The sequence below is a fragment of the Shouchella rhizosphaerae genome (genome assembly GCF_036700015.1).
In the GTDB taxonomy this organism is placed as follows: domain Bacteria; phylum Bacillota; class Bacilli; order Bacillales; family Bacillaceae_D; genus Shouchella; species Shouchella rhizosphaerae.
On sequence record NZ_CP144921.1, the window covers coordinates 3768553 to 3794315 of the forward strand.

25 protein-coding genes and 1 riboswitch are annotated in these 25763 nt (G+C 45.5%); all 25 genes read left to right on the forward strand.

Annotated features, from left to right (window positions below; genetic code table 11):
* Nucleotides 1-58 precede the first annotated feature (58 nt).
* The 25 genes from V5G21_RS18770 (at nucleotide 59) to menG (ending at nucleotide 25734) form a co-directional block, all read left to right on the forward strand.
* Nucleotides 59-1315, forward strand: coding sequence for a Glu/Leu/Phe/Val family dehydrogenase (locus V5G21_RS18770; RefSeq protein ID WP_035204112.1), 1257 nt, complete (start codon nucleotides 59-61; stop codon nucleotides 1313-1315).
* 89 nt (nucleotides 1316-1404) lie between these two features.
* Nucleotides 1405-2373, forward strand: a complete 969-nt coding sequence (locus V5G21_RS18775) for a YpdA family putative bacillithiol disulfide reductase (RefSeq protein ID WP_011246706.1) — start codon at nucleotides 1405-1407, stop codon at nucleotides 2371-2373.
* A gap of 5 nt (nucleotides 2374-2378) precedes the next feature.
* Nucleotides 2379-3338, forward strand: a complete 960-nt coding sequence (locus V5G21_RS18780; protein ID WP_035204115.1) for an asparaginase — start codon at nucleotides 2379-2381, stop codon at nucleotides 3336-3338.
* Nucleotides 3339-3424: 86 nt separating this feature from the next.
* Complete coding sequence (gene prsW / locus V5G21_RS18785) at nucleotides 3425-4072, forward strand: glutamic-type intramembrane protease PrsW (protein WP_011246708.1); 648 nt, start codon at nucleotides 3425-3427, stop codon at nucleotides 4070-4072.
* A 111-nt stretch (nucleotides 4073-4183) separates the two neighbouring features.
* The gene (locus V5G21_RS18790) at nucleotides 4184-4348 is read left to right on the forward strand and encodes a hypothetical protein (RefSeq protein ID WP_011246709.1); all 165 of its coding nucleotides are present in this window, start codon (nucleotides 4184-4186) and stop codon (nucleotides 4346-4348) included.
* Between the two features lie 133 nt (nucleotides 4349-4481).
* Nucleotides 4482-4581: riboswitch (SAM riboswitch) on the forward strand.
* Nucleotides 4582-4664: 83 nt separating this feature from the next.
* Nucleotides 4665-5771, forward strand: coding sequence for a methionine biosynthesis PLP-dependent protein (locus V5G21_RS18795; RefSeq protein ID WP_011246710.1), 1107 nt, complete (start codon nucleotides 4665-4667; stop codon nucleotides 5769-5771).
* A gap of 11 nt (nucleotides 5772-5782) precedes the next feature.
* Entirely contained in the window at nucleotides 5783-7648 is a 1866-nt protein-coding gene (locus tag V5G21_RS18800) for a bifunctional homocysteine S-methyltransferase/methylenetetrahydrofolate reductase (protein WP_011246711.1), read from the forward strand.
* Entirely contained in the window at nucleotides 7645-11091 is a 3447-nt protein-coding gene (gene metH / locus V5G21_RS18805; protein ID WP_011246712.1) for a methionine synthase, read from the forward strand. Before V5G21_RS18800 ends, metH begins: the two co-directional genes overlap by 4 nt.
* A 131-nt stretch (nucleotides 11092-11222) precedes the next feature.
* On the forward strand, nucleotides 11223-12113 hold the full coding sequence (sleB, locus tag V5G21_RS18810; RefSeq protein WP_011246713.1) for a spore cortex-lytic enzyme: 891 nt from the start codon (nucleotides 11223-11225) through the stop codon (nucleotides 12111-12113).
* An 18-nt stretch (nucleotides 12114-12131) separates the two neighbouring features.
* The gene (gene ypeB, locus V5G21_RS18815; protein WP_011246714.1) at nucleotides 12132-13478 is read left to right on the forward strand and encodes a germination protein YpeB; all 1347 of its coding nucleotides are present in this window, start codon (nucleotides 12132-12134) and stop codon (nucleotides 13476-13478) included.
* 166 nt (nucleotides 13479-13644) lie between these two features.
* Complete coding sequence (gene cmk / locus V5G21_RS18820; protein ID WP_035204260.1) at nucleotides 13645-14322, forward strand: (d)CMP kinase; 678 nt, start codon at nucleotides 13645-13647, stop codon at nucleotides 14320-14322.
* Nucleotides 14319-14909, forward strand: a complete 591-nt coding sequence (locus V5G21_RS18825; protein ID WP_011246716.1) for a lysophospholipid acyltransferase family protein — start codon at nucleotides 14319-14321, stop codon at nucleotides 14907-14909. Before cmk ends, V5G21_RS18825 begins: the two co-directional genes overlap by 4 nt.
* Before the next feature lie 92 nt (nucleotides 14910-15001).
* A complete protein-coding gene (rpsA, locus tag V5G21_RS18830; RefSeq protein ID WP_011246717.1) occupies nucleotides 15002-16156 on the forward strand; it encodes a 30S ribosomal protein S1 in 1155 nt (384 codons plus the stop codon).
* 91 nt (nucleotides 16157-16247) lie between these two features.
* Nucleotides 16248-16871, forward strand: coding sequence for a YphA family membrane protein (locus tag V5G21_RS18835; protein ID WP_011246718.1), 624 nt, complete (start codon nucleotides 16248-16250; stop codon nucleotides 16869-16871).
* A 78-nt stretch (nucleotides 16872-16949) separates the two neighbouring features.
* Entirely contained in the window at nucleotides 16950-18263 is a 1314-nt protein-coding gene (der, locus tag V5G21_RS18840) for a ribosome biogenesis GTPase Der (protein ID WP_011246719.1), read from the forward strand.
* Nucleotides 18264-18285: 22 nt separating this feature from the next.
* A complete protein-coding gene (plsY, locus tag V5G21_RS18845) occupies nucleotides 18286-18903 on the forward strand; it encodes a glycerol-3-phosphate 1-O-acyltransferase PlsY (RefSeq protein WP_011246720.1) in 618 nt (205 codons plus the stop codon).
* 12 nt (nucleotides 18904-18915) lie between these two features.
* Nucleotides 18916-19938: an NAD(P)H-dependent glycerol-3-phosphate dehydrogenase gene (locus tag V5G21_RS18850; RefSeq protein WP_011246721.1), complete on the forward strand. Its 1023-nt coding sequence runs from the start codon at nucleotides 18916-18918 to the stop codon at nucleotides 19936-19938.
* Nucleotides 19939-20037: 99 nt separating this feature from the next.
* Nucleotides 20038-20304: a stage VI sporulation protein F gene (locus tag V5G21_RS18855; protein WP_011246722.1), complete on the forward strand. Its 267-nt coding sequence runs from the start codon at nucleotides 20038-20040 to the stop codon at nucleotides 20302-20304.
* A 210-nt stretch (nucleotides 20305-20514) separates the two neighbouring features.
* Entirely contained in the window at nucleotides 20515-20721 is a 207-nt protein-coding gene (locus V5G21_RS18860) for a DUF2768 domain-containing protein (RefSeq protein ID WP_011246723.1), read from the forward strand.
* Between the two features lie 25 nt (nucleotides 20722-20746).
* Nucleotides 20747-21466 (forward strand): hypothetical protein, encoded by a 720-nt coding sequence (locus V5G21_RS18865; protein ID WP_035204130.1) that lies wholly within the window; start codon nucleotides 20747-20749, stop codon nucleotides 21464-21466.
* A gap of 246 nt (nucleotides 21467-21712) precedes the next feature.
* Nucleotides 21713-23191, forward strand: a complete 1479-nt coding sequence (gene spoIVA, locus V5G21_RS18870) for a stage IV sporulation protein A (protein WP_011246725.1) — start codon at nucleotides 21713-21715, stop codon at nucleotides 23189-23191.
* Between the two features lie 185 nt (nucleotides 23192-23376).
* A complete protein-coding gene (gene folE, locus V5G21_RS18875) occupies nucleotides 23377-23946 on the forward strand; it encodes a GTP cyclohydrolase I FolE (RefSeq protein ID WP_011246726.1) in 570 nt (189 codons plus the stop codon).
* 2 nt (nucleotides 23947-23948) lie between these two features.
* Nucleotides 23949-24176 (forward strand): trp RNA-binding attenuation protein MtrB, encoded by a 228-nt coding sequence (mtrB, locus tag V5G21_RS18880; RefSeq protein WP_011246727.1) that lies wholly within the window; start codon nucleotides 23949-23951, stop codon nucleotides 24174-24176.
* A gap of 98 nt (nucleotides 24177-24274) precedes the next feature.
* A complete protein-coding gene (locus tag V5G21_RS18885) occupies nucleotides 24275-25021 on the forward strand; it encodes a heptaprenyl diphosphate synthase component 1 (protein WP_011246728.1) in 747 nt (248 codons plus the stop codon).
* A gap of 5 nt (nucleotides 25022-25026) precedes the next feature.
* Nucleotides 25027-25734 (forward strand): demethylmenaquinone methyltransferase, encoded by a 708-nt coding sequence (gene menG, locus V5G21_RS18890; RefSeq protein ID WP_011246729.1) that lies wholly within the window; start codon nucleotides 25027-25029, stop codon nucleotides 25732-25734.
* Nucleotides 25735-25763 lie beyond the last annotated feature (29 nt).

A 25763-nucleotide genomic window follows, 5' to 3' on the forward strand; every position in this document is an offset into this window, starting at 1 on the left:
TGTGAGCATTTCATTAAGATAAAGATGTGAGCAGCTGACTTCCAAAGAGGTGGAAAAGATGGACGAAAACCAAGAGGATAAATTAGATGTTCTTGCAGCGACTCAGTCCATTATACATAAGGCGCTAAAAAAACTAGGCTATCCAGATGAAATGTATGAACTACTTAAAGAGCCTGTACGGATGTTGACCGTCCGTATTCCTGTAAGAATGGATGATGGATCAACGAAAATTTTTACAGGCTACCGTGCCCAACATAATGACGCTGTTGGTCCCACAAAAGGAGGCGTACGGTTTCATCCAGATGTTAGTGAAAAAGAAGTCAAGGCGCTGTCGATTTGGATGAGTTTAAAAGCAGGCATTGTCAACTTGCCATACGGTGGAGGAAAAGGAGGCATTGTTTGCGACCCAAGGCAGATGTCGTTTAGAGAAGTGGAACGTCTAAGTCGTGGCTATGTCCGCGCGATTAGCCAAATTGTTGGCCCGACAAAAGACATTCCTGCGCCAGATGTTTTTACCAATTCGCAAATCATGGCGTGGATGCTTGATGAATATAGCCGAATTCGCGAATTTGACTCACCCAATTTTATTACGGGAAAGCCGCTTGTGCTCGGGGGGTCACATGGCCGAGAGGCAGCGACTGCAAAAGGTGTGACGATTTGCATCATGGAAGCGGCAAAAAAGAAAGGAATTGACCTTGAAGGGGCGCGCGTCATCATTCAAGGGTTTGGCAATGCAGGGAGCTTTTTGGCGAAGTTTATGGCCGACGCAGGGGCATTAGTAGTGGGAATTGCCGATGCATATGGCGCTCTTTATGCAGAAGAAGGTTTAGATATTGACTATTTGCTTGATCGCCGCGATAGTTTCGGGACAGTAACAAATTTATTTAAAGATACGATTACAAATGAGGAGCTATTAGAAAAAGATTGTGATATTTTGGTTCCGGCAGCAATTGAAAACCAAATCACCTCACACAATGCAGGCAAGTTAAAAGCAGCGATTGTCGTCGAAGCAGCTAATGGCCCGACTACGCTTGAGGCCACGCAAATCCTTGCAGAACGGGGCATTTTGCTTGTGCCTGATGTCTTGGCAAGTGCTGGGGGCGTAACGGTCTCTTACTTTGAATGGGTGCAAAACAACCAGGGCTACTACTGGACGGATGAAGAAGTCGAAGGACGGTTGCGGACAGTGCTGACGGAAGCGTTTAACAACATATACAACCTTGCTTTACGTCGTAAAGTCGACATGCGTCTCGCTGCCTATATGGTCGGTGTGAGACGCATGGCCGAAGCTTCTCGGTTCCGTGGATGGGTTTGATCTGCTATACTATGATGAGAAAATAAGTGCCCTTGTCCAAAGTTGCCTTTGAGGACAAGGGTTTTGAATGTTTTGATGAGGTGAGGAATGTGGTAGATGCAGTCATTATTGGCGGCGGCCCGTGTGGCCTTGCTGCGGCAATTGCATGTCAAGAAAAGGGGTTGTCTGCTGTTGTTGTGGAAAAAGAGAACATTGTCCACTCAATTTACCGCTATCCAACGCACCAAACCTTTTTCAGTACAAGCGAACGCTTAGAAATAGGCGGCGTCCCTTTCATTGTGGAGGACCGCAAACCCCGGAGGAACCAGGCGCTTGTCTATTATCGGAATGTAGCAAAATTAAAAAGGCTCCACATTCGTGCATTTGAAAAAGTGCTCCGTGTAGTAAAACGGGCTGATCGTTCATTTGAAGTGACGACGACAAAAGGAACACTTGATGCGAAGCATGTGATTGTGGCCACAGGCTATTATGATTCTCCCAATATGATGGGAATACCAGGTGAAGATAAAAGCCATGTGATGCACTATTTTAAAGAAGCCCATCCTTATTTTGACCATGATGTGGTTGTGATAGGCGGCAAAAATTCGGCTGTTGATGCGGCGCTTGAGTTAGAAAAAGCGGGTGCCCGCGTCACTATGCTTTATCGGGGCAGCGATTATTCGGCAAGCGTAAAGCCGTGGATTTTGCCAGAGCTTGTGTCCCTTGTGCGCAATGAAAAGATCAAATTGGCCTTTCATGCCGATGTGCATGAGATTACGGACAGCCACGTACACTACCGGATAGGGAAACAAGAGCACAAAGCTAAAGCGCAGTTTGTGTTTGCGATGACGGGCTATCACCCTGATCACTCCTTTATTCGCAGTCTTGGTGTACATGTCGATGAAGCAACAGGACGGCCTGTATATGACGAGCAAACGATGGAAACAAATGTGGAAGGCATTTTTATCGCCGGCGTCATTGCTGCTGGAAACAATGCTAATGAAATTTTTATTGAAAATGGTCGTCTCCACGGCCCTTTGATTGCACAAGCAATTGCGCGCAGGATCGAAATGGAGTGATGAATATGCGCCATGTGATGTTGCTGACAACTGGAGGCACGATTGCAAGCACTACAAGCGAAAGCGGCAAATTGGTTGCTGGTGAACTTTCTGGAGAAGAGTTGGCAAAGCTATGTGGTTTGCCGGAAGACATCCATGTAAGCGTGCGCTCTGTATTGCAAAAGCCAAGCGTTCATATGACACTCGCCGATTGGCTGTTGTTAAAGCATGAAGTAGAGCGTGCTTTTGCAGACGAGACGATTAACGGGATTGTCGTCACACACGGCACAGATACGCTTGAAGAAACAGCTTATTTTTTAGACTTAACGAACAAAGACGAGCGTCCCATAATCGTCACAGGTTCTCAACGGGGACCAGAGCAAACAGGCAGTGATGCGTTTATGAATTTGCGTCATGCCATTTATGCTGCTTGTGAACCTGATTTAAAGCACACTGGCTGTGTCGTCGTGTTTAACGAGCGGATTTTTGCAGCCCGTTATGTCAAAAAAGAGCATGCCTCCAATTTGCAAGGGTTCAATGCCTTTGGTTTCGGCTATTTAGGGATTATAGACAACGATGTGATTTTTACGTATCAAAAGCCTGTTCGCCGGGAGTTTTATGAAATTGGCAATACGCCTCTTAAACAAATTGGCATTGCTAAAGTTTATTTAGGCATGAGCGCAGACATGCTGGAAGGGATGATTGCTGTATGCGACGGGATGGTGGTTGAAGGCGTTGGCCGCGGCCAAGTTCCTCCAAACCTAGTAGCTACGTTGGAACGAGCGGTTGCCAACAAGAAGCCAATCATTGTGACGACCGCCTCAGAAGAAGGGAAAGTATACCCAACGTATGACTACAAAGGAAGTGCCCACCAACTCGAACAAATGGGCGTTATTCTCGGCTCCGATTATGACAGCAAGAAAGCACGGATTAAAGCAATGGTCATGCTGGCAGCGAACAAGGAACTAGCAGCTGGGTTTACGTGATGGCGCTTGCTGATCGGAACAAGCCGGTTTTATACTAGAAAAAAGGAATGTTCTATTAGCGAACCAAAGAGAGTAGGCGGTCAGCCATGGTATCCCTTGTTCTAGCTGCACTGGCTCCGGCCATGGCATTGTTTTCATATGTCTATTTGCGCGATGTATACAGCAAAGCAAAAATGTTTCTCGTTCTCCGGATTTTCATTATCGGCGCACTGCTAGTCGTGCCGATTTTGGTGATCCAGTTTGCCTTTACTGAAGAAAATGTCTTTCCCCATCCAGCGGCTAAAGCGTTTTTGCTTTACGGGTTTCTGGAAGAAGGGTTAAAATGGCTCATGTTGTTTGTATTTGCCTACCAACATGGACAGCTTCAGCGCCCAGGGGACGGCATTTTGTTCGGTGTTTCCGTCTCCCTTGGCTTTGCTACAGTTGAAAATGGCTTATACATGATCGCTTATGGGTTAGAGGCAGCCATCCCACGAACTGTTTTGCCAACAACGGCACATGCTGTTTACGGGATTGTGATGGGCTATTACATTGGACAAGCGAAGTACAAAGAAGACCATAAAAAAATGTTTTTACTCCTTGGGGCGATTCTGCCAATCCTATTGCATGGCGGATATGATTTTATTTTATCAAGCTTTGGCCATTACGTCCTTTATGCGATGATTCCATTTATGGTCATTCTTTGGCTTCTCGCGATATGGAAGCTGAAAAAAGCAAGCCGTTTTACTGTTTAAAATCACTAGACCGATACGCTTGTCAAACGATCTTGTATGCGAGCGTTTGTCTACAGCCTAAAAGCCGTTTCACTGTGTAAGCGAACATTTAACACGAAGGGGGATTCAATCATGTCTACAGCCAACCGCTATCGCATCGTCATTCGCTGCCCTGTATGTGGGGAGAAATACATTTTGCGCGGCAAGCGCAATGAGCAAGGTGAATACGAGACCGGGTTTAAACAGTGCGTCTGCGGAAATGAAGATCAATTGATTGTTGAAGCAAACCCGGAATAATCGCCATCATTAGTGGCGATTTTTTTCGCGTTATAAACGATGGAGAGAGTGGCACTGAAATAATGGTTGCACTTGCGTGAAAGTTGCGGTAAAGTGGAAGAAACTTATAAATGGTGTTCAACAATTGAATAGGTTCTTATCAAGAGAAGTGGAGGGAATGGCCCAATGAAGCTTCAGCAACCAGCCAACCATGGTCAGGTGCTAAATCCAGCAGTTTATCTGCAAGATAAGAGAAGCATGCACGTAAGCAACCCCTTCTTCTAATCTTGGAGAAGGGTTTTTTGTTTGGCAATAGAACACATTGGGGGGAACTAGAATGGAAAAACGAGCTGAAACCATCTTAGCGCAAATTGGCAATCGCCGCGATGAACATACTGGCGCAGTAAACACGCCTGTTTATTTTTCAACAGCATATCGCCATCCAGGTATTGGCGAATCGACTGGGTATGATTATGCCCGTACAGGCAATCCGACAAGGGACGTGCTCGAAAAAGCGATTGCGGAATTAGAAGAAGGTGAGCGCGGATTTGCGACTAGCTCTGGCATGGCTGCTGTTCAAATTGTGCTTTCGTTGTTTGAGCAAGGCGATGGGATCATCTGTTCGAAAGATTTATATGGCGGTACGTACCGTCTGTTTGAAGGAGGCTGGACAAGGTGGGGCGTGTCCTTTACATATGTGGATCCACGGAATTTGCAAGAAGTCGAACAAGCCATTCATTCTAACGTGAAAGCCATTTTTATCGAGACGCCGACTAACCCACTTATGCAGGAAGCCTCGATTCCAGCGCTTGCTGCTCTCGCCAAAAAACACGATTTGCTGCTCATTGTCGATAACACATTTTATACGCCGCTTTTGCAGAAGCCACTAACGGAAGGAGCAGACATCGTGATCCATTCGGCGACAAAGTACTTAGGAGGCCATAACGATGTCGTTGCTGGGCTTATCGTTGCGAAAGGAGCCGATCTTTGTGAACGGCTCGCTTATTATCATAATGGTGCTGGTGGTATTTTAAGTGCATTTGATTCTTGGCTGCTTATTCGAGGAATGAAGACATTGGCATTGCGGATGGCCAAGCATGAGGAAAACGCTAAAAAAGTGGTGCATGCATTGGAGCAAACAGACGGCATTGTAGACGTGCTTTATCCTGGGAGAGGAGGAATGCTGTCGTTTCGTGTTCAAAACGAAGCTTGGGTCAATCCGTTGCTAAAACATTTGCAATTAATTTCGTTCGCGGAAAGCCTCGGTGGTGTCGAAAGTTTAATGACATATCCAGCAACACAAACGCACGCTGATATTCCCGAAGAGATCAGACTTGCAAATGGAGTGGATAATGGATTGCTCCGTTTCTCAGTCGGCATTGAAAACGGAGAAGATATTGTAGCTGATTTGCTGCAAGCAATTGCGGCCGCTAAAAAATCCTAGGAGGGAATACGATGGAACTTCGCGATAAGTTAAAAACGAGCTTAATCGTTGGAGATGGGGCTATGGGCACGCTTTTATACGAGCAAGGTTTTGATTTATGTTACGAAGAATTAAACCTTTCCCAGCCAGACGCTGTTTACCATGTGCATCGATCGTATATTGAGGCAGGTGCGAAACTGCTACAAACCAATACGTATGCAGCAAATGCCGTCAAACTTAAAAAATATGGATTAAACGAAAGTGTGGCAGACATCAATAGCGCCGCCGTCGGCATTGCGAAAAAAGCGATTGGCAACAACGAACAGCTTGCGTTAGTTGGCACAATCGGCGGGATTCGCGGGTTCCTCCATGAAGATACGGAAAACAAGGTGATTACAGCTGCTTTACTTGAACAAATAACGGCCCTCTTGGAAGCAGGCGTTGACGGGTTATTGTTTGAAACGTTTTATGATTTTGAAGAGGCAAAAGAAGCAGTAGCCCTGGCAAGGCGTCTTACAGACAAGGCGATTATTATGAACGTGTCGATGGGCGATATCGGCGTCTTAAATGGCGGCATTCCCCTAGGTGAAGCGCTCGAGCAACTGCATGAATTAGGAGCGGACGTTTTAGGAATCAATTGCCGTATGGGCCCTTATCATATGCTCCGCTCTTTGGAACAGCTTGAATTATCGTCAGCTTTTCCACTTGCTTGCTATCCAAATGCCAGTTTGCCAGGTTACCGGGACGGGCGCTTTGTTTATGCTTCCAATACCGATTACTTTTATGAAATGACAGGGGCGTTTATTGAACAAGGCGTCCATTTGATTGGCGGCTGCTGTGGCACAACGCCTGCACATATTGCCGCGATCGCCAAAGCAGTCGAAACGAACACGCCGAAAACACGCTCGCTCATAGTCAGACGACCAAGCCAACTTCAGGAGGAAGGACCAGGAAGAGGAGAGCGGCTCAATGAGCCGTTGGACCAATTGGCAAGGCGCAAACAAACGATTATTGTTGAACTTGATCCGCCGAAAAAATTAATGATTGCGAAATTTATGGAAGGAGCCAAAGCGTTAAAAGAGGCAGGGGTAGATGCGTTAACGCTTGCCGACAATTCTCTTGCTAACCCTCGTGTTGACAACCAAACGTTGGCGATGTTAGTAAGGGAACAGTTAGGGTTGCGTAGCCTTGTCCACTTAACATGCCGTGACCGCAATTTGATTGGCATGCAATCACACTTAATGGGGCTCCATCTAGCGGAGCTTCATGATTTACTTGTTATCACTGGCGATCCAAGCAAGATCGGTGATTTTCCCGGAGCAACATCTGTATATGATGTATCTTCGTTAAAATTGTTGCCTTTAATTAAGCAAATGAATGAAGGGATTTCATTCTCTGGAAACTCCCTTGGCAGTAAAGCAACTTTTTCGACAGCGGCAGCGTTTAATCCCCATGTTAAGCATCTTGATAAAGCGGTGCGACGTTTAGAAAAGAAAATCGAAGCTGGCGCTGATTATTTTCTGACACAGCCCATTTTCGATGAACAACAATTTGAACAATTGTATGACGCAACGAAGCATTTGCCTGTGCCGATTTTTGTTGGCATTATGCCGCTAACAAGCAGCCGCAATGCGGAGTTTCTTCATAATGAAGTGCCAGGAATGACATTGAGCGACGAGACAAGAGCACGGATGGCGGCATGTGGAAACGACAAAGAAAAAGCCGAGCAAGAAGGTTTGCAAATTGCGATGGAGCTAGCAGACGCAGCTAGTGCCTATTTTAACGGCTTGTATTTAGTCACACCGTTTTTACGTTATGAATTAACTGCAGCACTTGCCACCCATTGCCGAGCGATAGCGAACCCGATAAACCACACGATGGAAGGCGAACGAATATGACAGAATCTCTATTTGAAAAGCAGCTAAAGCAATCGATCCTTGTGCTAGATGGAGCAATGGGGACGATGTTGCAAGAAGCAAACTTGACCGCAGCCGATTTTGGTGGAGAAGCATATGAAGGCTGCAATGAGTATTTAAATCAAACTGCGCCTCATATTGTATCTGACATTTATAAAAAATATTTAGAGGCAGGGGCAGACATTATTTCCACCAATACGTTCGGTTCTACGAGCATCGTTCTTGCGGATTACGACCTTGCCCATTTAGCCTATGACCTTAGCAAGGAAGCCGCTCGACTAGCCCGGATCGAGGCAGATCGCGCATCAAAACCAGAAAAACCCCGTTTCGTTGCTGGAGCGATGGGCCCGACGACAAAGTCATTGTCTGTAACTGGGGGGACGACATTCCAAGAACTAATTGAAGCGTACGAAGAACAAGCCCGTGCTTTAATTGATGGAGGCTGTGACGTTTTGTTGCTGGAAACGAGCCAAGATATGCGCAATGTTAAAGCCGCGTATCTTGGGATAAGCGAGGCATTCAGACGTACCGGGCGAACGTTGCCACTCATGGTATCGGGAACGATTGAACCGATGGGTACGACGTTGGCGGGACAGACAGTGGAGGCCTTCTATTTGTCGCTTGAACATATGAAGCCAGCCGTCGTTGGCTTAAATTGCGCAACTGGGCCGGAGTTCATGCGCGACCACATTCGCTCCCTCGCAGAACTTGCTGAAACGAATGTGAGCTGTTACCCAAATGCTGGGTTGCCCGACGAAGATGGTGTTTACCACGAGACACCAGATTCGCTTGTGAAAAAACTTGAAGGATTTGCTGCCAAAGGTTGGCTAAATGTAGTTGGCGGCTGCTGCGGGACGACGCCTGCCCACATTAAAAAAATGGTTGAAGTGATCAAGAAGTACCCGCCCCGCAAGGCAAAAACACGTCAAACCCATGCTGTATCAGGGATTGAGCCGTTGTTGTATGACGACTCGATGCGCCCGCTTTTCGTTGGAGAACGTACAAATGTGATTGGCTCACGGAAATTTAAACGGCTGATTGAAGAAGGGGAATATGAACAAGCATCGGAAATCGCAAGAGCTCAAGTGAAGCGTGGGGCACACGTCATAGACATTTGCTTAGCAGATCCAGATCGAAACGAGCAAGAGGACATGGCTGCTTTTCTGAACTATGTCGTCAACAAAGTCAAAGTGCCGCTAATGATTGATTCTACTGATGAAGCTGTCATCGAACGAGCGCTTACCTATTCCCAAGGGAAGGCGATTATTAACTCCATTAACTTAGAAGATGGCGAAGAGCGATTTGCCGCAGTGCTGCCACTTGTGAAAAAGTATGGCGCCGCCATTGTAGTAGGAACTATTGATGAAACAGGGATGGCTGTCACAGCGGAAAGAAAATTGGCCGTGGCGAAGCGATCGTATAAGCTATTAACCGAAAAGTACAACATTCCGCCTCATGACATCATTTTTGACCCGCTTGTGTTTCCTGTAGGAACAGGAGACGAACAATACATCGGCTCGGCAGCAGCAACCGTTGAAGGGATTGCCCTTATAAAAAAAGAGCTGCCCCAATGCCTAACGATTTTAGGAGTCTCGAATGTCTCTTTTGGCCTTCCGCCAGTTGGCCGTGAAGTTTTAAACGCAGTCTTTTTGTATCACTGTACACAAGCAGGGCTTGATTATGCGATTGTCAATACCGAAAAGCTGGAACGTTATGCGAGCATTCCTGATGAGGAGAAACAGCTAGCCGATCGGCTGTTGTTTCAAACGAATGATGCCCATTTGGCGGCGTTTACTGATTTTTATCGTGGGAAGAAAACTGAGAAAAAAGTCGAGTATGCAAACATGTCCTTAGAAGAGAGACTCTCTGCCTATATTGTCGAAGGGACAAAAGAACGACTTGAGACAGACTTAGCTGAAGCTTTGCGCCTGTATGACACGCCACTTGCCATTATAAATGGACCGCTGATGGCGGGCATGGATGAAGTTGGCCGGCTGTTTAACGCCAATGAATTAATCGTTGCAGAAGTGTTGCAAAGTGCAGAAGTCATGAAAGCGGCCGTTGCTTATCTTGAACCACATATGGAAAAAAGCGAACAAGAACAAGGAAAAGGCAAGATCTTGCTCGCTACGGTTAAGGGAGATGTTCATGACATCGGCAAAAACCTTGTCGACATTATTTTGAGCAATAACGGTTTTTCTATCGTCAATCTTGGTATTAAAGTTACCTCGAATGAATTGTTAGATGCGATTAAAAAAGAACAGCCAACAGCCATTGGGTTGTCAGGGCTGCTTGTTAAATCCGCCCAGCAAATGGTGTTAACAGCGCAAGACTTACGGCAACAACATGTGGACATCCCGATTCTCGTTGGTGGCGCTGCTTTAACGAAAAAATTTACGGATACACGGATTGCTCCTGAATACGAAGGATTAGTCGTTTATGCAAAAGATGCAATGAACGGTTTAGAGCTTGCCAATCGCCTTACTACTCCAGAAGGGCGAAATGAACTTGCCCTTGAACTAGCTACGGCAAGGCAACAAAAAGCGGAGTTTAATGATCAGCGAAAAACGAAAGCGCCGACGCTTGCTAAGAGGGAAAAGTCGGATATCGCCCATCATCATGCTGTCTTTAAACCAACCGATCTTGATGAGCATATAATCCGTGATTATAAAATCGACCATATTTACCCATATGTGAATATGCAAATGCTTCTTGGCCGTCATCTTGGTATCCAAGGGAAAGTGAGCCGCCTGCTTGCTGAGAAAGACCAACGCACCACGAGTCTAAAAGCCCAAGTTGATGCGTTCTTCCAAGAGGCGAAAACGAAGAAAACGTTACAGGCAAATGCGATATACCGTTTCTATCCTGCTAATGCCGATGGCGATGAGCTCGTGATTTTTGATCCTTATGATGTTGGCCGTGAACTTGAACGCTTTGCGTTTCCACGGCAAACGCAAGCTCCGTTCTTATGCTTGGCAGATTATGTCCGCCCTGTTGGCGAAGGGGTTGATTATGTTGGGTTTTTAGCGGTTACTGCTGGAGCTGGTGTGCGTGAGGCAGCAGAAGCGGCAAAAGCAAAAGGCGATTATTTGTATAGCCATTTAATTCAAGCGGCTGCATTAGAAACAGCTGAGGGTTTGGCGGAACGTGTCCACGAGCAAATGCGTGATCGGTGGGGGTTTCCAGATGGCGCTGATTTTACAATGAACGAACGTTTTGCAGCGAAGTACCAAGGCATCCGCGTATCGTTTGGCTATCCTGCCTGTCCAAATTTAGAGGACCAAGCCAAGTTGTTTCAATTGCTTCGTCCAGAAAAAATTGGTATCGAATTGACCGATGGGTACATGATGGAACCAGAAGCATCTGTCACAGCGCTTGTATTTTCTCATCCTGAAGCCCGTTATTTTAATGTAGGAAGCTTATAAGAAAACAGACGCAAATGAGCGAAAGCGGATTTGCGTCTGTTTTTTTTGCATAAAAACACCCCAGCAAAACAAAGACTAGCAGTAACGACCAATTTCCCCACAAAAAAGTGGGCATAAGGAGGAACGAAAATATGTTTCGAACAAAGCGAATCGCTCGGTGCCTTCTCGGTGCAACTTTAGCGTTTGCGGTTCTTTTTTTTAACAACGAAATGGTTGATGCCTTTAGTGACCAAGTCATTCAAAAAGGGGCAACAGGCGACGATGTCGTCGAATTGCAATCTCGTTTGCAGTATGTAGGGTATTATAATGGCAAAATTGATGGTGTTTTCGGTTGGGGGACGTACTGGGCTGTGCGGCATTATCAGTACGAATATGGGCTTGAAATTGATGGATTGGTCGGAGACGACATGAAAGCAAAGCTGGCAAGCACAACCGACTACGATAAAGCCTTTGTGACAAAAGCACTGAACGAGGGCAGAAAGTTTTCTCACTATGGCGGTACACCAAAAGACATCCAGAAAGGGCCAAAAGGTTCTGCAGATAAGCAAAAACAAAAAAAGGAAGCAGCAAAAGGTGGCGAGGCACAGCAGCCAGCTCCGAATCAGCCTGAAACTGGAAATGAACAAGAACCGATTATTGAAAAAGCAAACAATGTGCCTTCAGGTTATTCATCGAATGATATTCAACTGATGGCTCAGGCAGTGTATGGCGAGGCCCGTGGTGAGCCTTATGAAGGACAAGTCGCGGTGGCAGCAGTGATTGTCAACCGTTTAAATTCAGCAACTTTCCCAGATACAGTCGCTGGCGTCATATATGAAGACCGCGCTTTTACGGCGGTAGCTGATGGGCAAATCAACTTAGGCGCAGATGAAACGTCAAGGCAAGCTGTGCTTGATGCGTTAAATGGGCAAGACCCGACCAACAATGCGCTTTATTATTTCAATCCAGATACAGCGACATCAGATTGGATTTGGTCGCGGCCACAAATTAAACGGATTGGCAAACATATATTCTGCTATTAAAACGGAGGTGCTATTTGCATGTTTCGCAATCTTTTAATCGCTGCTTTAGCCGTTGCAGTAGTTGGCACAGGCGTTTGGGGCTACCAGCAAAAGCAAGAAAAAAACCAGCTGCAAATTACAGCGAACAATACGTACCAGCGAGCATTTCATGATTTGACTTACCATATTGACCAAATTGAAGACGAGCTTGGCAAGACACTTGCGATGAACACACAAAGGCAATTGACGCCTTCACTGGCTGATGTTTGGCGAGTGACGAGCCTTGCCGAGAAGAGTTTGGCTGAACTGCCTGTTCAAGAGTTAAACATGGACGACACGGAAAAATATTTGTTTAAAATCGGCGATTTTACCTACCGTACGTCTGTCCGTGACTTAAACAAGGAGCCGTTGACGGACAAAGAATATGAGACATTGACCCAATTGTATGAGCAAGCAAGTTCCATTAGGGAATCAATGAGAAAAACACAGGCAACTGTTATGCAAGGAGGTATGCAATGGCTCGCTCAAAATGATGAACAGCGAGAAGACGAGCCAACCCAATCATCATCGGTTGCTGGCCATTTTGAAAGACTAAATAAATCGGTGCAAGGGTTTAGTGAAGTAGAATGGGGCGCTACTGATTCAGCGATTCGCAACTTAAATGGTGAGCTAAAAGAGGCGTTGGCAGGAAAAGAAAAGATTTCAAAAGAGGAAGCAAAGCAACGAGCGCTTGATTATTTAAAATTAGGCGAAGGCACGAGCGTACAAATCAACGATTCGCCAAAGGCGCTAGAATATCCAGCTTATTCTCTTTCGATTGATGACCCTGATAACCAAGCCAACTATGATATGGATATGAGCGTTGAAGGCGGCGAACCGATTTGGTTTTTGCAAGACCGGCAAATTGATAAAGCGAAAATCAGTTTGAATGAAGCGGTCAATAAAGCGCAAAACTTTCTTGAGCGTGGTGGCAAAGAAGGCATGCAACTTGTTGAAAGCACGCAATACGACAACGTCGGCGTTCTCGAATTTGCCTATGTCCAAGACGGAGTCCGCATATACCCGGATAACGTCATGATTGAAGTAGCTTTAGATGACGGGGACGTTATATCTTATGTCGGCCGTGGCCATCTGATCCACCATCAAGAAGACAGGCAAATCCCAGAACCAAAATTGACAAAAGAAGAGGCGCAAGCCAAAGTCAATAAACATGTCGAAATCCAAGAAGACCACCTTGCCGTCATTGAAAATGACATTAATGAAGAAGTATTTGTTTATGAATTTTACGGAACAAGGGATAACGACACATACCGAATTTTCATTAATGCGTTGACAGGCGAAGAAGAAAAAGTCGAACGAATGAAGGATTCAGAACCAGAATATTGATTCAGAAGGCTCTCTGGAAAGAGAGTCTTTTTTTCGTCTCGTGCTTGCCATTTATGCAAATTATGAGATAATAAAAAGAAAGATACGGGAAGTGAACGTTAGGATTGAAAAGTCTGCTGCTTTGTCGTATCGTAAGAAAGAGAATGCAGGAAAGTGTTGTGAACTTATGGCAAAAGGATTTAATGTGGCAATTGATGGACCTGCTGGCGCCGGAAAAAGCACAGTGGCCAAAAAAACAGCTGAAAAATTAGGTTTTCTATATATTGATACTGGGGCCATGTATCGGGCGATCACATTCGCGGCGTTAGCTGAGGGCATTGATTTGCACGACGGGAAAGCGCTCGGCAAACTTCTAGAAAAAAGCGAGCTGCGTTTGGAATCATCCAATGAAGGGACAGCTGTTTTTTGGAACGGCGCTGACATTACCGCAGCGATTCGTACAAACGAAGTGAACAGCAATGTGTCGCTCGTAGCGAGCCACCGGGAAGTACGGGAAGGTATGACGGCGATGCAGCAGGAGCTTGCCAAATCGAAAAACGCCGTACTAGACGGGCGCGATATTGGAACTCACGTGCTTCCAGATGCCAATGTAAAAGTGTTTTTGACTGCTTCAGTCGAAGAACGGGCTCGACGCCGCCATCTTGAGCAATTGGAAAAAGGGCTCCCGTCGGACTTCGAACAACTAAAAAAAGATATTGCTAAGCGTGATGAACTTGATTCAACACGAGCGATCGCTCCCCTTAAGCAGGCAGCCGACGCACAAGTCGTCGATACGACCAGCATGGGAATTGATGAAGTCGTTGAGACGATTCTTGATTTAGTAAAGGAGCATTCGCGCCAATGACACTTTACCAATTTGGACAAGCCGTTTGCCGCCTTTACTTAAATGCGCTGTTCAAAGTTCGTATTTACGGGAAAGAAAACATCCCAGACGAAGGTGCGGTGTTGCTTTGTGCAAACCATATAAGCAACAATGATCCGCCTTTGCTAGGTGCCTATATCAAACGGCCAGTACGTTACATGGCTAAAAAAGAGCTGTTTAAAGTACCTGTTTTGAAAACGCTGCTGAGAAAGCTAGGCGCTTTTCCAGTCAATCGCGCCGGTGGCGATAAACAATCGCTCCGCACTTCTTTAGATATTTTAAAATCTGGGGACATGGTAGGCATCTTTCCAGAAGGAACGCGCTCTAAAACTGGTGAGATCGGGAAGGGGCTGACGGGCGCTGGTTTTTTTGCTTTAAAAAGCACCGCCCACGTTGTCCCGTGTGCCATTATTGGCCCTTACAAAATGAGGGGCCGTGTTACCCTCGTTTATGGAAAGCCAATCTCGATGGAAGAGCACCGGGCGAACCGCACTTCAGCAAAGGAAGTCACTGAAATCATCATGGATGAAATTCAAAAGCTGAAGGATCACTATCAAGATCTATCATAAAACGTCCTTCATTCGTTCTCAGAAACATTGGAGGCTGTTTATAAAAAAACGCAAGATGCCCGGCGTTGCCGGATTGAAGGAGGCAAAAGTCAATGGTCGAAGAAATGAATGACGGCATGGATGAAATCAAATCTTTTTCTGTAGGGGATATTGTTACAGGGAAAGTAACAAAAGTTGAAGACAAGCAGGCATTTGTGGATGTCGGCTTTAAAGTAGACGGCATCGTGCCCATAAGTGAATTGTCGAGCCTGCATGTAGAAAAGGCAAGCGATGTCCTCTCTGTTGACGATGAATTAGAACTGAAAGTCACAAAAGTCGAAGATGATGAATTGATTTTGTCGAAAAAAGCGGTTCAAGCCGAAAAGGCGTGGGAACAGCTTGAGGAAGCGTATGAAAAAGGCGAGGTTATTGAAGCAGAAGTAGCCGAAGTTGTGAAAGGTGGCCTTGTCGTCGATGTTGGCGTAAGAGGGTTTATTCCTGCTTCATTGGTAGAGCGCCATTATGTTGAAGATTTTTCTGATTACAAAGGCAAGCCATTGCGTTTGAAAGTAACAGAAATTGACAAAGACAACAATAAGTTGATTCTATCACAACGGGCTGTTCTCGATGCCGAAATTGAAGAAAAGAAAAAGCAAGTGTTGCACTCCCTTTCAACTGGCGATGTCGTTGAAGGAAAAGTTCAACGCTTGACCAGCTTTGGCGCTTTCGTCGATGTCGGTGGTGTGGATGGGCTCGTTCATATTTCACAAATTGCCCATGAGCGTGTTGAGCATCCGTCGGATGTGCTGTCAGAAGGGCAAGAAGTGAGGGTTAAAGTGCTTTCCGTTGATCCTGATAGCGAACGCGTTTCCCTCTCCATCAAAGAGATGCTAGCTGGCCCATGGGAAAACATCGAAAGCAAATTTTCAGCTGGTGATATCGTTACTGGTACAGTGAAGCGCCTCGTATCGTTCGGTGCTTTTGTGGAAATTGCCCCAGGGGTAGAAGGGCTCGTCCATATCTCGCAAATTTCCAAACGCCATATCGGCACTCCGCAAGAAGTGTTGGAAGAAGGGCAACAAGTGCAAGCAAAAGTGCTCGAGGTTAGCGAAGCAGACAGACGCGTATCTCTTAGCATTCGCGAAGCGTCTGAAGAGCAAGAACGAAAAGAAACACGTGCTTATGAAAAGCCAGCCAACGACGAGCCATCAGGCTTCTCGCTTGGAGATATGATCGGCGATCAGTTAAAAAAATACCGTGACCAATAACACATGATCCGGCGCAAGCTGAGCTGCGCCGGTTTTTTTTATGTCTAAATGTTGGTGAAAGCGCCGATACTGTCCAATGAGGTGATGAGAAATGGACGGTGTATTTGTTTACTGGTTTGGTTGGCTCGCTTGGATTGCCGGAACGTTTTTGTTGCCGAAAAATGAACTGCGGCAAGTGATGTGTGCAAGCATTTTAGCGCTATTATGCTTCATTCCTTTGAACGTGATCATTTCAGGCAATCAAATTAGCATCGGCTATGTTTTTAGTCTATTGATCTGTTATTTACAGCTAGGAAAGCTTAAATTCATTGGCATCATGTATCCAGCTGTTTGCTGTATATTCGTGGCGGCCACCTACATAGGCATACAAGAATTGATTCGTCTCGATCCGGTTATTTTACTCATTGACGGTCGTTTTCTGTCTGCAGGTGCTGTGCTTTTAACCATTTTTATTATAAAAAGGAGAGCAAACCGTACTGCTGTATTAGCAACTGGCCTCCTTTACGGCGACTTGTTTTTGAACGTGTATCGCCACGGACTTAACGGAGGAATGGAGCTTGGCTCGCTTGCGTTTTTTGACGTTTTTGCCATTAGCGTCTCCATGAGTACAGCCGCTTTGGTCTTTTCGGTTGCCATGGAGAAATGGCGCCAACATGTGCTTGCGAATAATAGACAGCCGAAGCCAGTGCCAACAAGGATAGACAAGCATGCATGAAGATAGTAAAATGGTTAAGCTGGAGAAGAAAACGAACGCTGTTTTTTAAGTAGTTTGAAGGAGAAAGGGTGTGTGATTGTGACTAAACCAGTTGTTGCAATCGTTGGCCGGCCGAATGTAGGGAAGTCAACTATATTTAACCGGATTGTCGGCGAGCGTGTCGCCATTGTTGAAGACTTACCGGGGGTAACACGTGACCGTTTATATAGCAAAGGCGAATGGCTTAACCACGAATTTTATGTAATCGACACAGGCGGAATTGAGCTCGGCGATGAACCGTTGCTCGTGCAAATGCGCCAACAGGCGGAAATTGCTATTGACGAAGCGAATGTGATTATTTTTATGGTCAATGGACGAGAAGGAATTACTGCCGCAGACCAAGAAGTGGCAAACATGCTTTTCCGGTCGAAAAAGCCGGTTGTGCTTGCTGTTAATAAAGTTGACAACCCAGATATGAGGGAATTGCTTTACGAGTTCTATTCATTAGGGGCGGGTGAGCCTTACGGCATTTCAGGCTCCCACGGATTAGGGATTGGCGACTTGCTTGATGAAGTGGTTCGCCATTTTCCTGAAGAAAACGACGATGATTATGCAGATGATACGATAAAAATGGCATTGATCGGCCGTCCGAACGTCGGCAAGTCTTCGCTTGTTAATGCGCTTCTTGGTGAAGAGCGAGTGATCGTCAGCCAAATTCCAGGGACGACCCGTGATGCGATTGATACATCCTTTACGCGAGATGGCCAACATTATGTTGTAATTGATACTGCCGGTATGCGGAAGCGTGGCAAAGTTTATGAAGCCACTGAAAAATATAGTGTGCTCCGTTCACTCAAGGCGATTGAGCGGTCTGATGTCGTTCTTGTCGTCTTAGATGGTGAAGAGGGGATTATTGAACAAGATAAAAAAATAGCCGGTTATGCCCATGAAGCGGGAAGGGCAATCGTCATCGTCGTCAACAAATGGGACGCCGTAAAAAAAGATGACAAAACGATGCAGACATTTGTCGAAGACATCCGTTCCGAGTTTCAGTTTCTTTCGTATGCGCCGATTTGTTTTTTGTCCGCCAAGACGAAGCAGCGCCTTCATTTGTTGCTGCCTGAAGTGAGGAAAGTGTCAGAAAGCCATCATCTTCGTGTGCCGACTCATGTCCTCAATGATATGATTATGGATGCGGTAGCCATGAATCCAACCCCAACGGATAAAGGCAAGCGCCTGAAAATCAATTATGTGACGCAAGTGGCCGTACAGCCGCCGACATTCGTGTTCTTTGTAAACGAACCTGAACTGATGCATTTCTCTTATAGGCGCTTTTTAGAAAACCGATTGCGTGCTACTTTTGAGTTTGAAGGAACGCCTATTCACATCATTGCACGGAAAAAGAATGATTAATAATTGGCAAGGGGGAAACTGAATGATCGTTTCATTAATTGCGACGGTGTTGTTCGGTTATTTGCTTGGGTCTGTCAGCTTTAGCTATATCATTGCGAAGAAAATCAAGAAAATCGATATACGCAGTGAAGGAAGCGGCAATGCTGGAGCGACAAATACATTGCGTGTGCTTGGAATCGGACCTGCCATTTGTGTCCTTTTACTTGATGTCGCGAAAGGGGTGGCCCCTGCGCTTCTTGCTATTGCCCTCACGAATGGGGACTACCCTCTTGTGCCGGCTTTGGCTGGCTTAGCGGCGATTCTCGGACATAATTGGCCTATTTATTTTGGCTTTCGCGGCGGAAAAGGAGTTGCTACTTCGATTGGCGTTGTGGCCACGCTTTTATTTCTTCCTGCCCTTTGTGCCGGAATTGTAGCGATTTTAAGCATTGTTTTCACAAAATATGTATCCCTTGGTTCGCTTTTATTTGCAGTGTTAACGCCAATTGCGGCGCTCATCATGCTGCCGTTTTTTCATTACCCACTAGAGTATATTTATTTAGCTGTATTATTGGCCATCTTATCTTTATGGCGGCACCGCACGAACATGGGGCGGCTTATTGCAGGCACGGAAAACAAATTAGGGAAAAAACATGCATAGGAGGAGTTCATAATGCAAAAAATTGCGGTGATTGGAGCGGGAAGCTGGGGAAGCGCTTTAGCGATGGTTCTCGCGGATAATGGCCATGATGTTCGCCTCGTCGGGCGCCGACAAGAACAAATGGACGAATTGAACGAACGTCATACAAATGAATCATATTTGCCGAACATCGAATTGCCAACAACGATTCGCGGTTATACAGGGATGGAGGAAGCGCTTGGTGGAGTTGAAGCTATCGTACTAGTCGTTCCGACTAAAGCGATGCGTGAAACTGTCCGTAAAATCGTGCCCTATTTGCAAAAGGCGGTACCGGTTATTCACGCAAGCAAAGGGATTGAACCTGCGACTCATAAGCGGATATCTGAAATGATCGCTGAAGAAGATGCAAGCACAAATCGCATTTCTTCTATCACCGTTTTATCTGGTCCCAGTCATGCCGAAGAAGTCGCATTGCGCCAACCGACAACCGTTACAGTTGCTTCAGCGGATGATGAGGCAGCCAAGTATACGCAAAATTTGTTTATGAACCAACAGTTTCGTGTCTATACCAACCCTGACTTGATCGGCGTTGAAATCGGAGGGGCACTAAAAAACATTATTGCACTAGCCTGTGGTGTGACAAATGGCCTTGGTTACGGGGACAATACAAAAGCAGCGATCATGACGAGAGGATTAGCGGAAATCTCTCGCTTAGGCACGACAATGGGCGCCAAACCATTAACGTTTTCCGGTTTGTCAGGGCTCGGCGATTTAATCGTTACTTGCACAAGTGTGCATTCACGTAACTGGCGTGCTGGACGAATGATTGGCGAAGGTTTGTCCATGGATGAAGTGCTTGAAAAAATGGGAATGGTAGTCGAAGGAATTCGAACAACCCAGGCAGCCTATGAACTATCCGAAAAGCTGGAGATTGATATGCCAGTGACCAAAGCGCTCTATAGTGTCTTGTTTAACGGAATCGACCCTTACCAAGCGGCTGAAGAATTAATGGGACGTGTAAAACGACATGAAGTGGAGTCGCTTTACCGTTCGTAAACGTGGTGGTTAGTTCGTTTTGATTGCGTCTAAATTGCGCACACTCTTTTTTTCTCATGCATACGATAAGGAGAACCGTAAGCATGAGGAGGGATTTAGGTGTTTAAGAAAAATGACTCATTTTTTGATCAAGTGCATAAAACTACAAAAGTGCGCCCTGATGAGCTATTAAAGCTGGCAAACTCTGTTAGTCAAGCCAATTTGAAAGATGAGGCAACGGTGCGCCAATTGATTGGAAAAGTGGCTGCCCTTGCAAACAGGCCAGTCTCTAAACAACAAGAGGATCAAATCGTTGAAGCGATTTTAAACAACAATATGCCAACTGATATGGCTTCATTGGCTAAAATGTTTAACAACAAAAAATAAGACAAATTAGTCAAACATCTAGACCAAAACCTGGAGCCTGCATATACTTTAATAGAACACCTACTATTAAAAGAGAGGGCTAAGAATTAGGATTTAGTCAAGCTAGAGAGGAGAGCCCCACTCCTGTCTAGCTTTTTTTATATCTATCTGCTTGTCTTCCCTTATGGTATACTTGCCTATGTACCAAATTGAAAAGAGGGGTGTCTCGCATTGTCGCAAGCGATGTTAAATATGTACATATCTTTTGGCGGTCTGCTGCTCATGTTCATTTCTGCAGGTACCGCGCTTTTAGCGCGAACAAAACTAAGCGGCTTCTTTTCAAAAGTTGTGTTAACGTTTTCTTTTTGTTGTCTGCTCGTTTCAGGGATCATTGTCGCCTATATCGTTCTTGGCGGTCCGACATCAACGGGCAGGTAGCCATTTTGCAAGGAGGAATGAATCAATGAAGCAGCTTCTTGCTTCCTGTATCGCAATTTGTGCCGTTCTTTTCCTTAGTGCTTGTTTTTTGCCACAGGAACAGAGAGCAGAAAATCAAATTGCTTACCCAGACCAACTAGCGGCTGTGCAAACAGCGGTTGACCAATTTCGTGAGGATACCGGAGTCCTCCCAATTACTAATTTTGATGAGAATACACACGAGTACCAGCGCTATACGGTTGATTTTAGGCAGTTGGTTCCCCGGTATATGCAACAGCCTCCGGGAACAGCCTTTGAAAATGGCGGTACACACCAATATACACTCATAAATGTAGAAGAGGACCCAGAAGTAAAAGTCTTGGATGTTACGGCGATGAATGTCGTTCGTGACCTTCAGCAACGGATTTACGATTATATGCGAGAACATACATATGCGCCAATTGGAGAGGCGCTAGACTACAATTTGTTTACGCTCGACTATAAAGCACTCGGTTATTCAGAAGAGCCGTATGTAGCAAGTCCTTATAACCAAACATCGCTGCCGTTGTTATTTACAAACGAGGGCGAAGTGGTAATCGATTATTTACTCGATTTAAAGATGGCAGAGCAGGAAAAGGATTTTGAGGAAGGTGTCGACCTCCGCCGCTATTTATATGAAGACTCTCCTTTTTTGCCATTGTATTCAGTGCCGTACTCCCTTGATGAGGAAGGCAACATTCAATACGACACACGTTTCTACGATTAACTCCCCGATTGCAAAGTCCTTCCCATTCGAATTGATAAAACAGGTCTAATCTGCCCCTTCCATCCATATAGTTACATTGGAAGGGGCATGTTGCGGGAGGCTCCCCTTCTCAAGCATTGGATGCAGGCACAATTTAATTTTTCCTAGTCAGTCATAATAAGTGGACAATGTCATAGAAATGATAGTGGTTAGATATGAAAGACTCGGCTGCATCAAACTTTACTTGACCGGGAGGGGATTCTTTTGTTGGAAAAAGTAGATATCTTTAAAGATATCGCAGAGCGGACCGGAGGCGACATTTATCTCGGTGTTGTAGGGGCGGTTCGCACTGGAAAATCGACATTTATTAAGAAATTCATGGAGCTAGTCGTGCTGCCGAATATTGAAAATGAGGCTGACAAAGCGCGTGCCCAAGATGAGCTTCCGCAATCGGCAGCAGGAAAAACAATCATGACAACAGAGCCGAAATTTGTTCCGAATCAAGCTGTTTCGATTCATGTGGATGAAGGGCTCGACGTCAATATTCGCCTCGTTGATTGCGTCGGTTATGCTGTTCCAGGCGCAAAAGGCTACGAAGATGAAAATGGACCACGGATGATCCACACCCCATGGTATGAAGAGCCGATTCCGTTTCAAGAAGCGGCCGAAATAGGGACGCGCAAAGTCATTCAAGAGCATTCGACTTTGGGTGTTGTGATCACAACCGATGGAACGATAGGCGATATTCCACGACAAGACTATCTCGAATCAGAAGGGCGAGTTGTTGAGGAACTTAAGGAAGTCGGGAAGCCATTTATCATGATTGTGAACAGTGTACGCCCAAGCCATCCAGAGACGGAAGAGCTGCGTACATCACTTGCAGAAGAATACGATATTCCAGTGCTGGCGATGAGCATTGAAAGCATGACCGACCATGATATAAATAGTGTGCTTCGTGAAGTTCTGTTTGAATTTCCCGTTCACGAAGTCAATGTCAATTTGCCAAGCTGGGTCATGGTTCTAAATAATGAGCATTGGCTGCGGCAAAGCTATGAAGAATCTGTACGAGAAACTGTCAAAGATATTAAACGTCTTCGTGACGTTGATCGGGTTGTCAGCCAATTTACGGAATTAGAGTTTATTGAAAAAGCGAAATTGGCCGGAATTGAAATGGGCCAAGGAATTGCCGAAATTGATTTATATGCTCCTGATGCCTTGTACGATCAAGTGTTGAAAGAAGTAGTTGGGGTTGAGATACGAGGAAAGGACCATTTGCTATCGTTGATGCAAGACTTTGCCCATGCCAAGTCCGAGTATGACCAAGTTGCAGACGCTCTTCGCATGGTGAAACAAACAGGGTATGGCATTGCCGCGCCGTCTTTGAATGACATGAGTTTGGATGAACCAGAAATTATTCGCCATGGCTCAAGATTTGGTGTCCGTTTAAAAGCAGTAGCGCCATCCATCCATATGATTAAAGTCGATGTCGAATCGGAATTTGCGCCAATCATTGGCACCGAAAAACAAAGCGAAGAACTCGTTCGCTATTTAATGCAAGATTTTGAAGAAAACCCGCTTTCGATTTGGAACTCCGATATTTTCGGCCGGTCCCTAAATTCGATCGTCCGTGAAGGGATTTCCGCTAAATTGTCGTTGATGCCTGAGAATGCCCGCTACAAATTGCAAGAAACATTAGAACGTATTATTAACGAAGGCTCTGGCGGATTGATTGCCATTATTTTGTAACCGGGCATAGGCGGCCCTTTAGGTATTTGCTGTTTTAGCATCTGCTATGTTTGACTGTTAAACGGAGAGTGCTTTCGACTAACTCATTGCCAAATGCGATGAGTTCTTTTTGCTTTTCCACTGTTCTTTTGCTACTCTTTAGAAGAGATTTATCCTTTATAAAGAGTTTTGGTGGAGGGACAAGAATGGTTGACCACGATAAATTGCAGCAAGCAGTGCGTATGATATTAGAAGCAATTGGCGAAGACCCTGAACGGGAGGGGCTTGCTGATACCCCTAGAAGGGTAGCGCAAATGTATGAAGAAATGTTCAGCGGTCTCCACGAAGATCCTAGCGAGCATTTAAAAACGGTGTTTGGCGAAGAGCATGAAGAACTTGTCCTTGTTAAAGACATCCCGTTCTTTTCGATGTGCGAGCATCACCTTGTACCGTTTTTTGGGAAAGCTCATATTGCTTACATTCCCAAAAATGGCATCGTGACAGGGTTGTCGAAGCTGGCGCGCACTGTCGATGGCATAGCAAGAAGGCCGCAAGTACAAGAAAGAATGACAAAAACATTAGCAGATGTGCTCATGTCTACTTTAGATGCAAAAGGGGCAATGGTCGTTTTGTCAGCAGAACATATGTGCATGGCAATGAGAGGCATTAAAAAGCCAGGTTCGAAAACGGTGACAACAGCGGTGCGCGGCTCATTCGCCAATGACGGGGAAGCGCGTGCGGAAGTATTGCAACTAATCCAAACGAAGGAGGTATAACGATGGGGCATGAGAATGATTTTTTTGTTATAAAAGCAAAAGAAAATGGTGTTCAGGTTATTGGCCTTACCCGCGGTTCGGATACCCGCTTCCACCATTCGGAAAAACTCGACAAAGGCGAAGTCATGATTGGCCAATTTACAGAACATACGTCAGCTGTCAAAGTCCGCGGCAAAGCGATTATCCAAACAAGCCATGGTACATTGGATACGGAGGAATCAGGCGCTTAAATGCGAGCGCTTTTTTCTTTGTGTTCATTGGATAAGGGCGTATGCTATACTATATAAAGAACATTAGCGGGTTGCACGCGATAGAGGGGACATGAACAATGAGCAATACAACGTTGCCGGAGATGCGATCGGCGCTTGAAATAAAACAGCGCTTTGAACGGATATTGCAATACGATTATTTGCAAGGATACATTGACAACACCCGCCCCGACGCCGATGAACTTTGGCTGGTTTATACGATTTTGACTGAATCGGAACCGCCAGATCGTGCCGGGGCGATCACGCTTGCATGGGGCTTTGCCCATGCCGGACTATTGATCCACGATCTTGTGTCCTTACATAACACAAATGAAGAGTTTGCCAAAAAGAAGCGCCAACTAAATGTGTTGGCTGGCGATTTTTATAGCGCCCTCTACTACCAAGCTTTGGCTCGAGTCCATGCGGTTGATATGATTGAACTGTTTGGCAGCACCCTTCAAGAAGTATATGAAAAGAAAATTGCAAGCCACCTAGACAAAGACAACTCGTTTGAAACGCGTCTCGCTCAAACGGAAGAGATTGAAGCACTACTAGCAGTGGCGATAGCCAACGAAATTGGTCAGGAAGGATACGAGCCGTTGCTTAGGCCGTTTTTTCTGTATAAACGCTTAGAAAAAGAAAAAGAAAATGCTGAGGCGGGTTGCTTATCGCCGCTCATTGAAGCTTGGATGGCTGAGAATAAACAAGGTTCTCTTTTTAAAGTTGAACAGCAGAGGCAATTAGAACAGCTACAAGAAGCAGTGGACAAGCAGAATAATAAAGCAAGTGCGTTTATAAAAACATTCCTTGAAAAAGCAAGGAGGTAGCGGGAGTGGCCCAATCGAAAGAACAACGCGTTCATGACGTATTTCAATCGATTTATAAAAAATACGATGTGATGAATTCTGTTATCAGTTTACAGCAACATAAAAGCTGGCGTAAAGATACAATGAAGCAAATGGATGTCCAAGCAGGAACGAGTGCTCTCGATGTATGTTGTGGCACAGGCGATTGGACGTTGGCGCTGTCGGAAGCCGTTGGCGAGCAGGGGTCCGTGATTGGCCTTGATTTTAGCGAAAATATGCTCGCGGTCGGACGTGAAAAAGTTGCAGCTGCTAAGCGCACTAATATCTCACTCGTCCACGGAAACGCAATGGCGCTTCCGTATGATGACAACACGTTTGATTATGTGACGATCGGTTTTGGGTTGCGGAATGTTCCTGATTACATGCAAGTGTTACAGGAGATGTGCCGAGTAGCGAAGCCTGGAGGCAAAATTGTTTGTCTCGAAACGTCGCAGCCAACCATACCAGTCTTTAAACAACTATACTTTTTTTATTTTAAGCGGATTATGCCCCTTGCAGGAAAAGTGTTTGCAAAAAAATACGAAGAATATTCGTGGCTCCAAGAATCAACATTAGCGTTTCCAGGAAAAGACAAACTTCGGGACATGTTCGTTGAAGCTGGAATGAAGGATGTTACAGTAAAGAGCTACACAGGCGGTGTTTGCGCTATGCATATGGGGATAAAACCGATATAGAAATGTGTGATATTGGAGAGGAGTAAGGC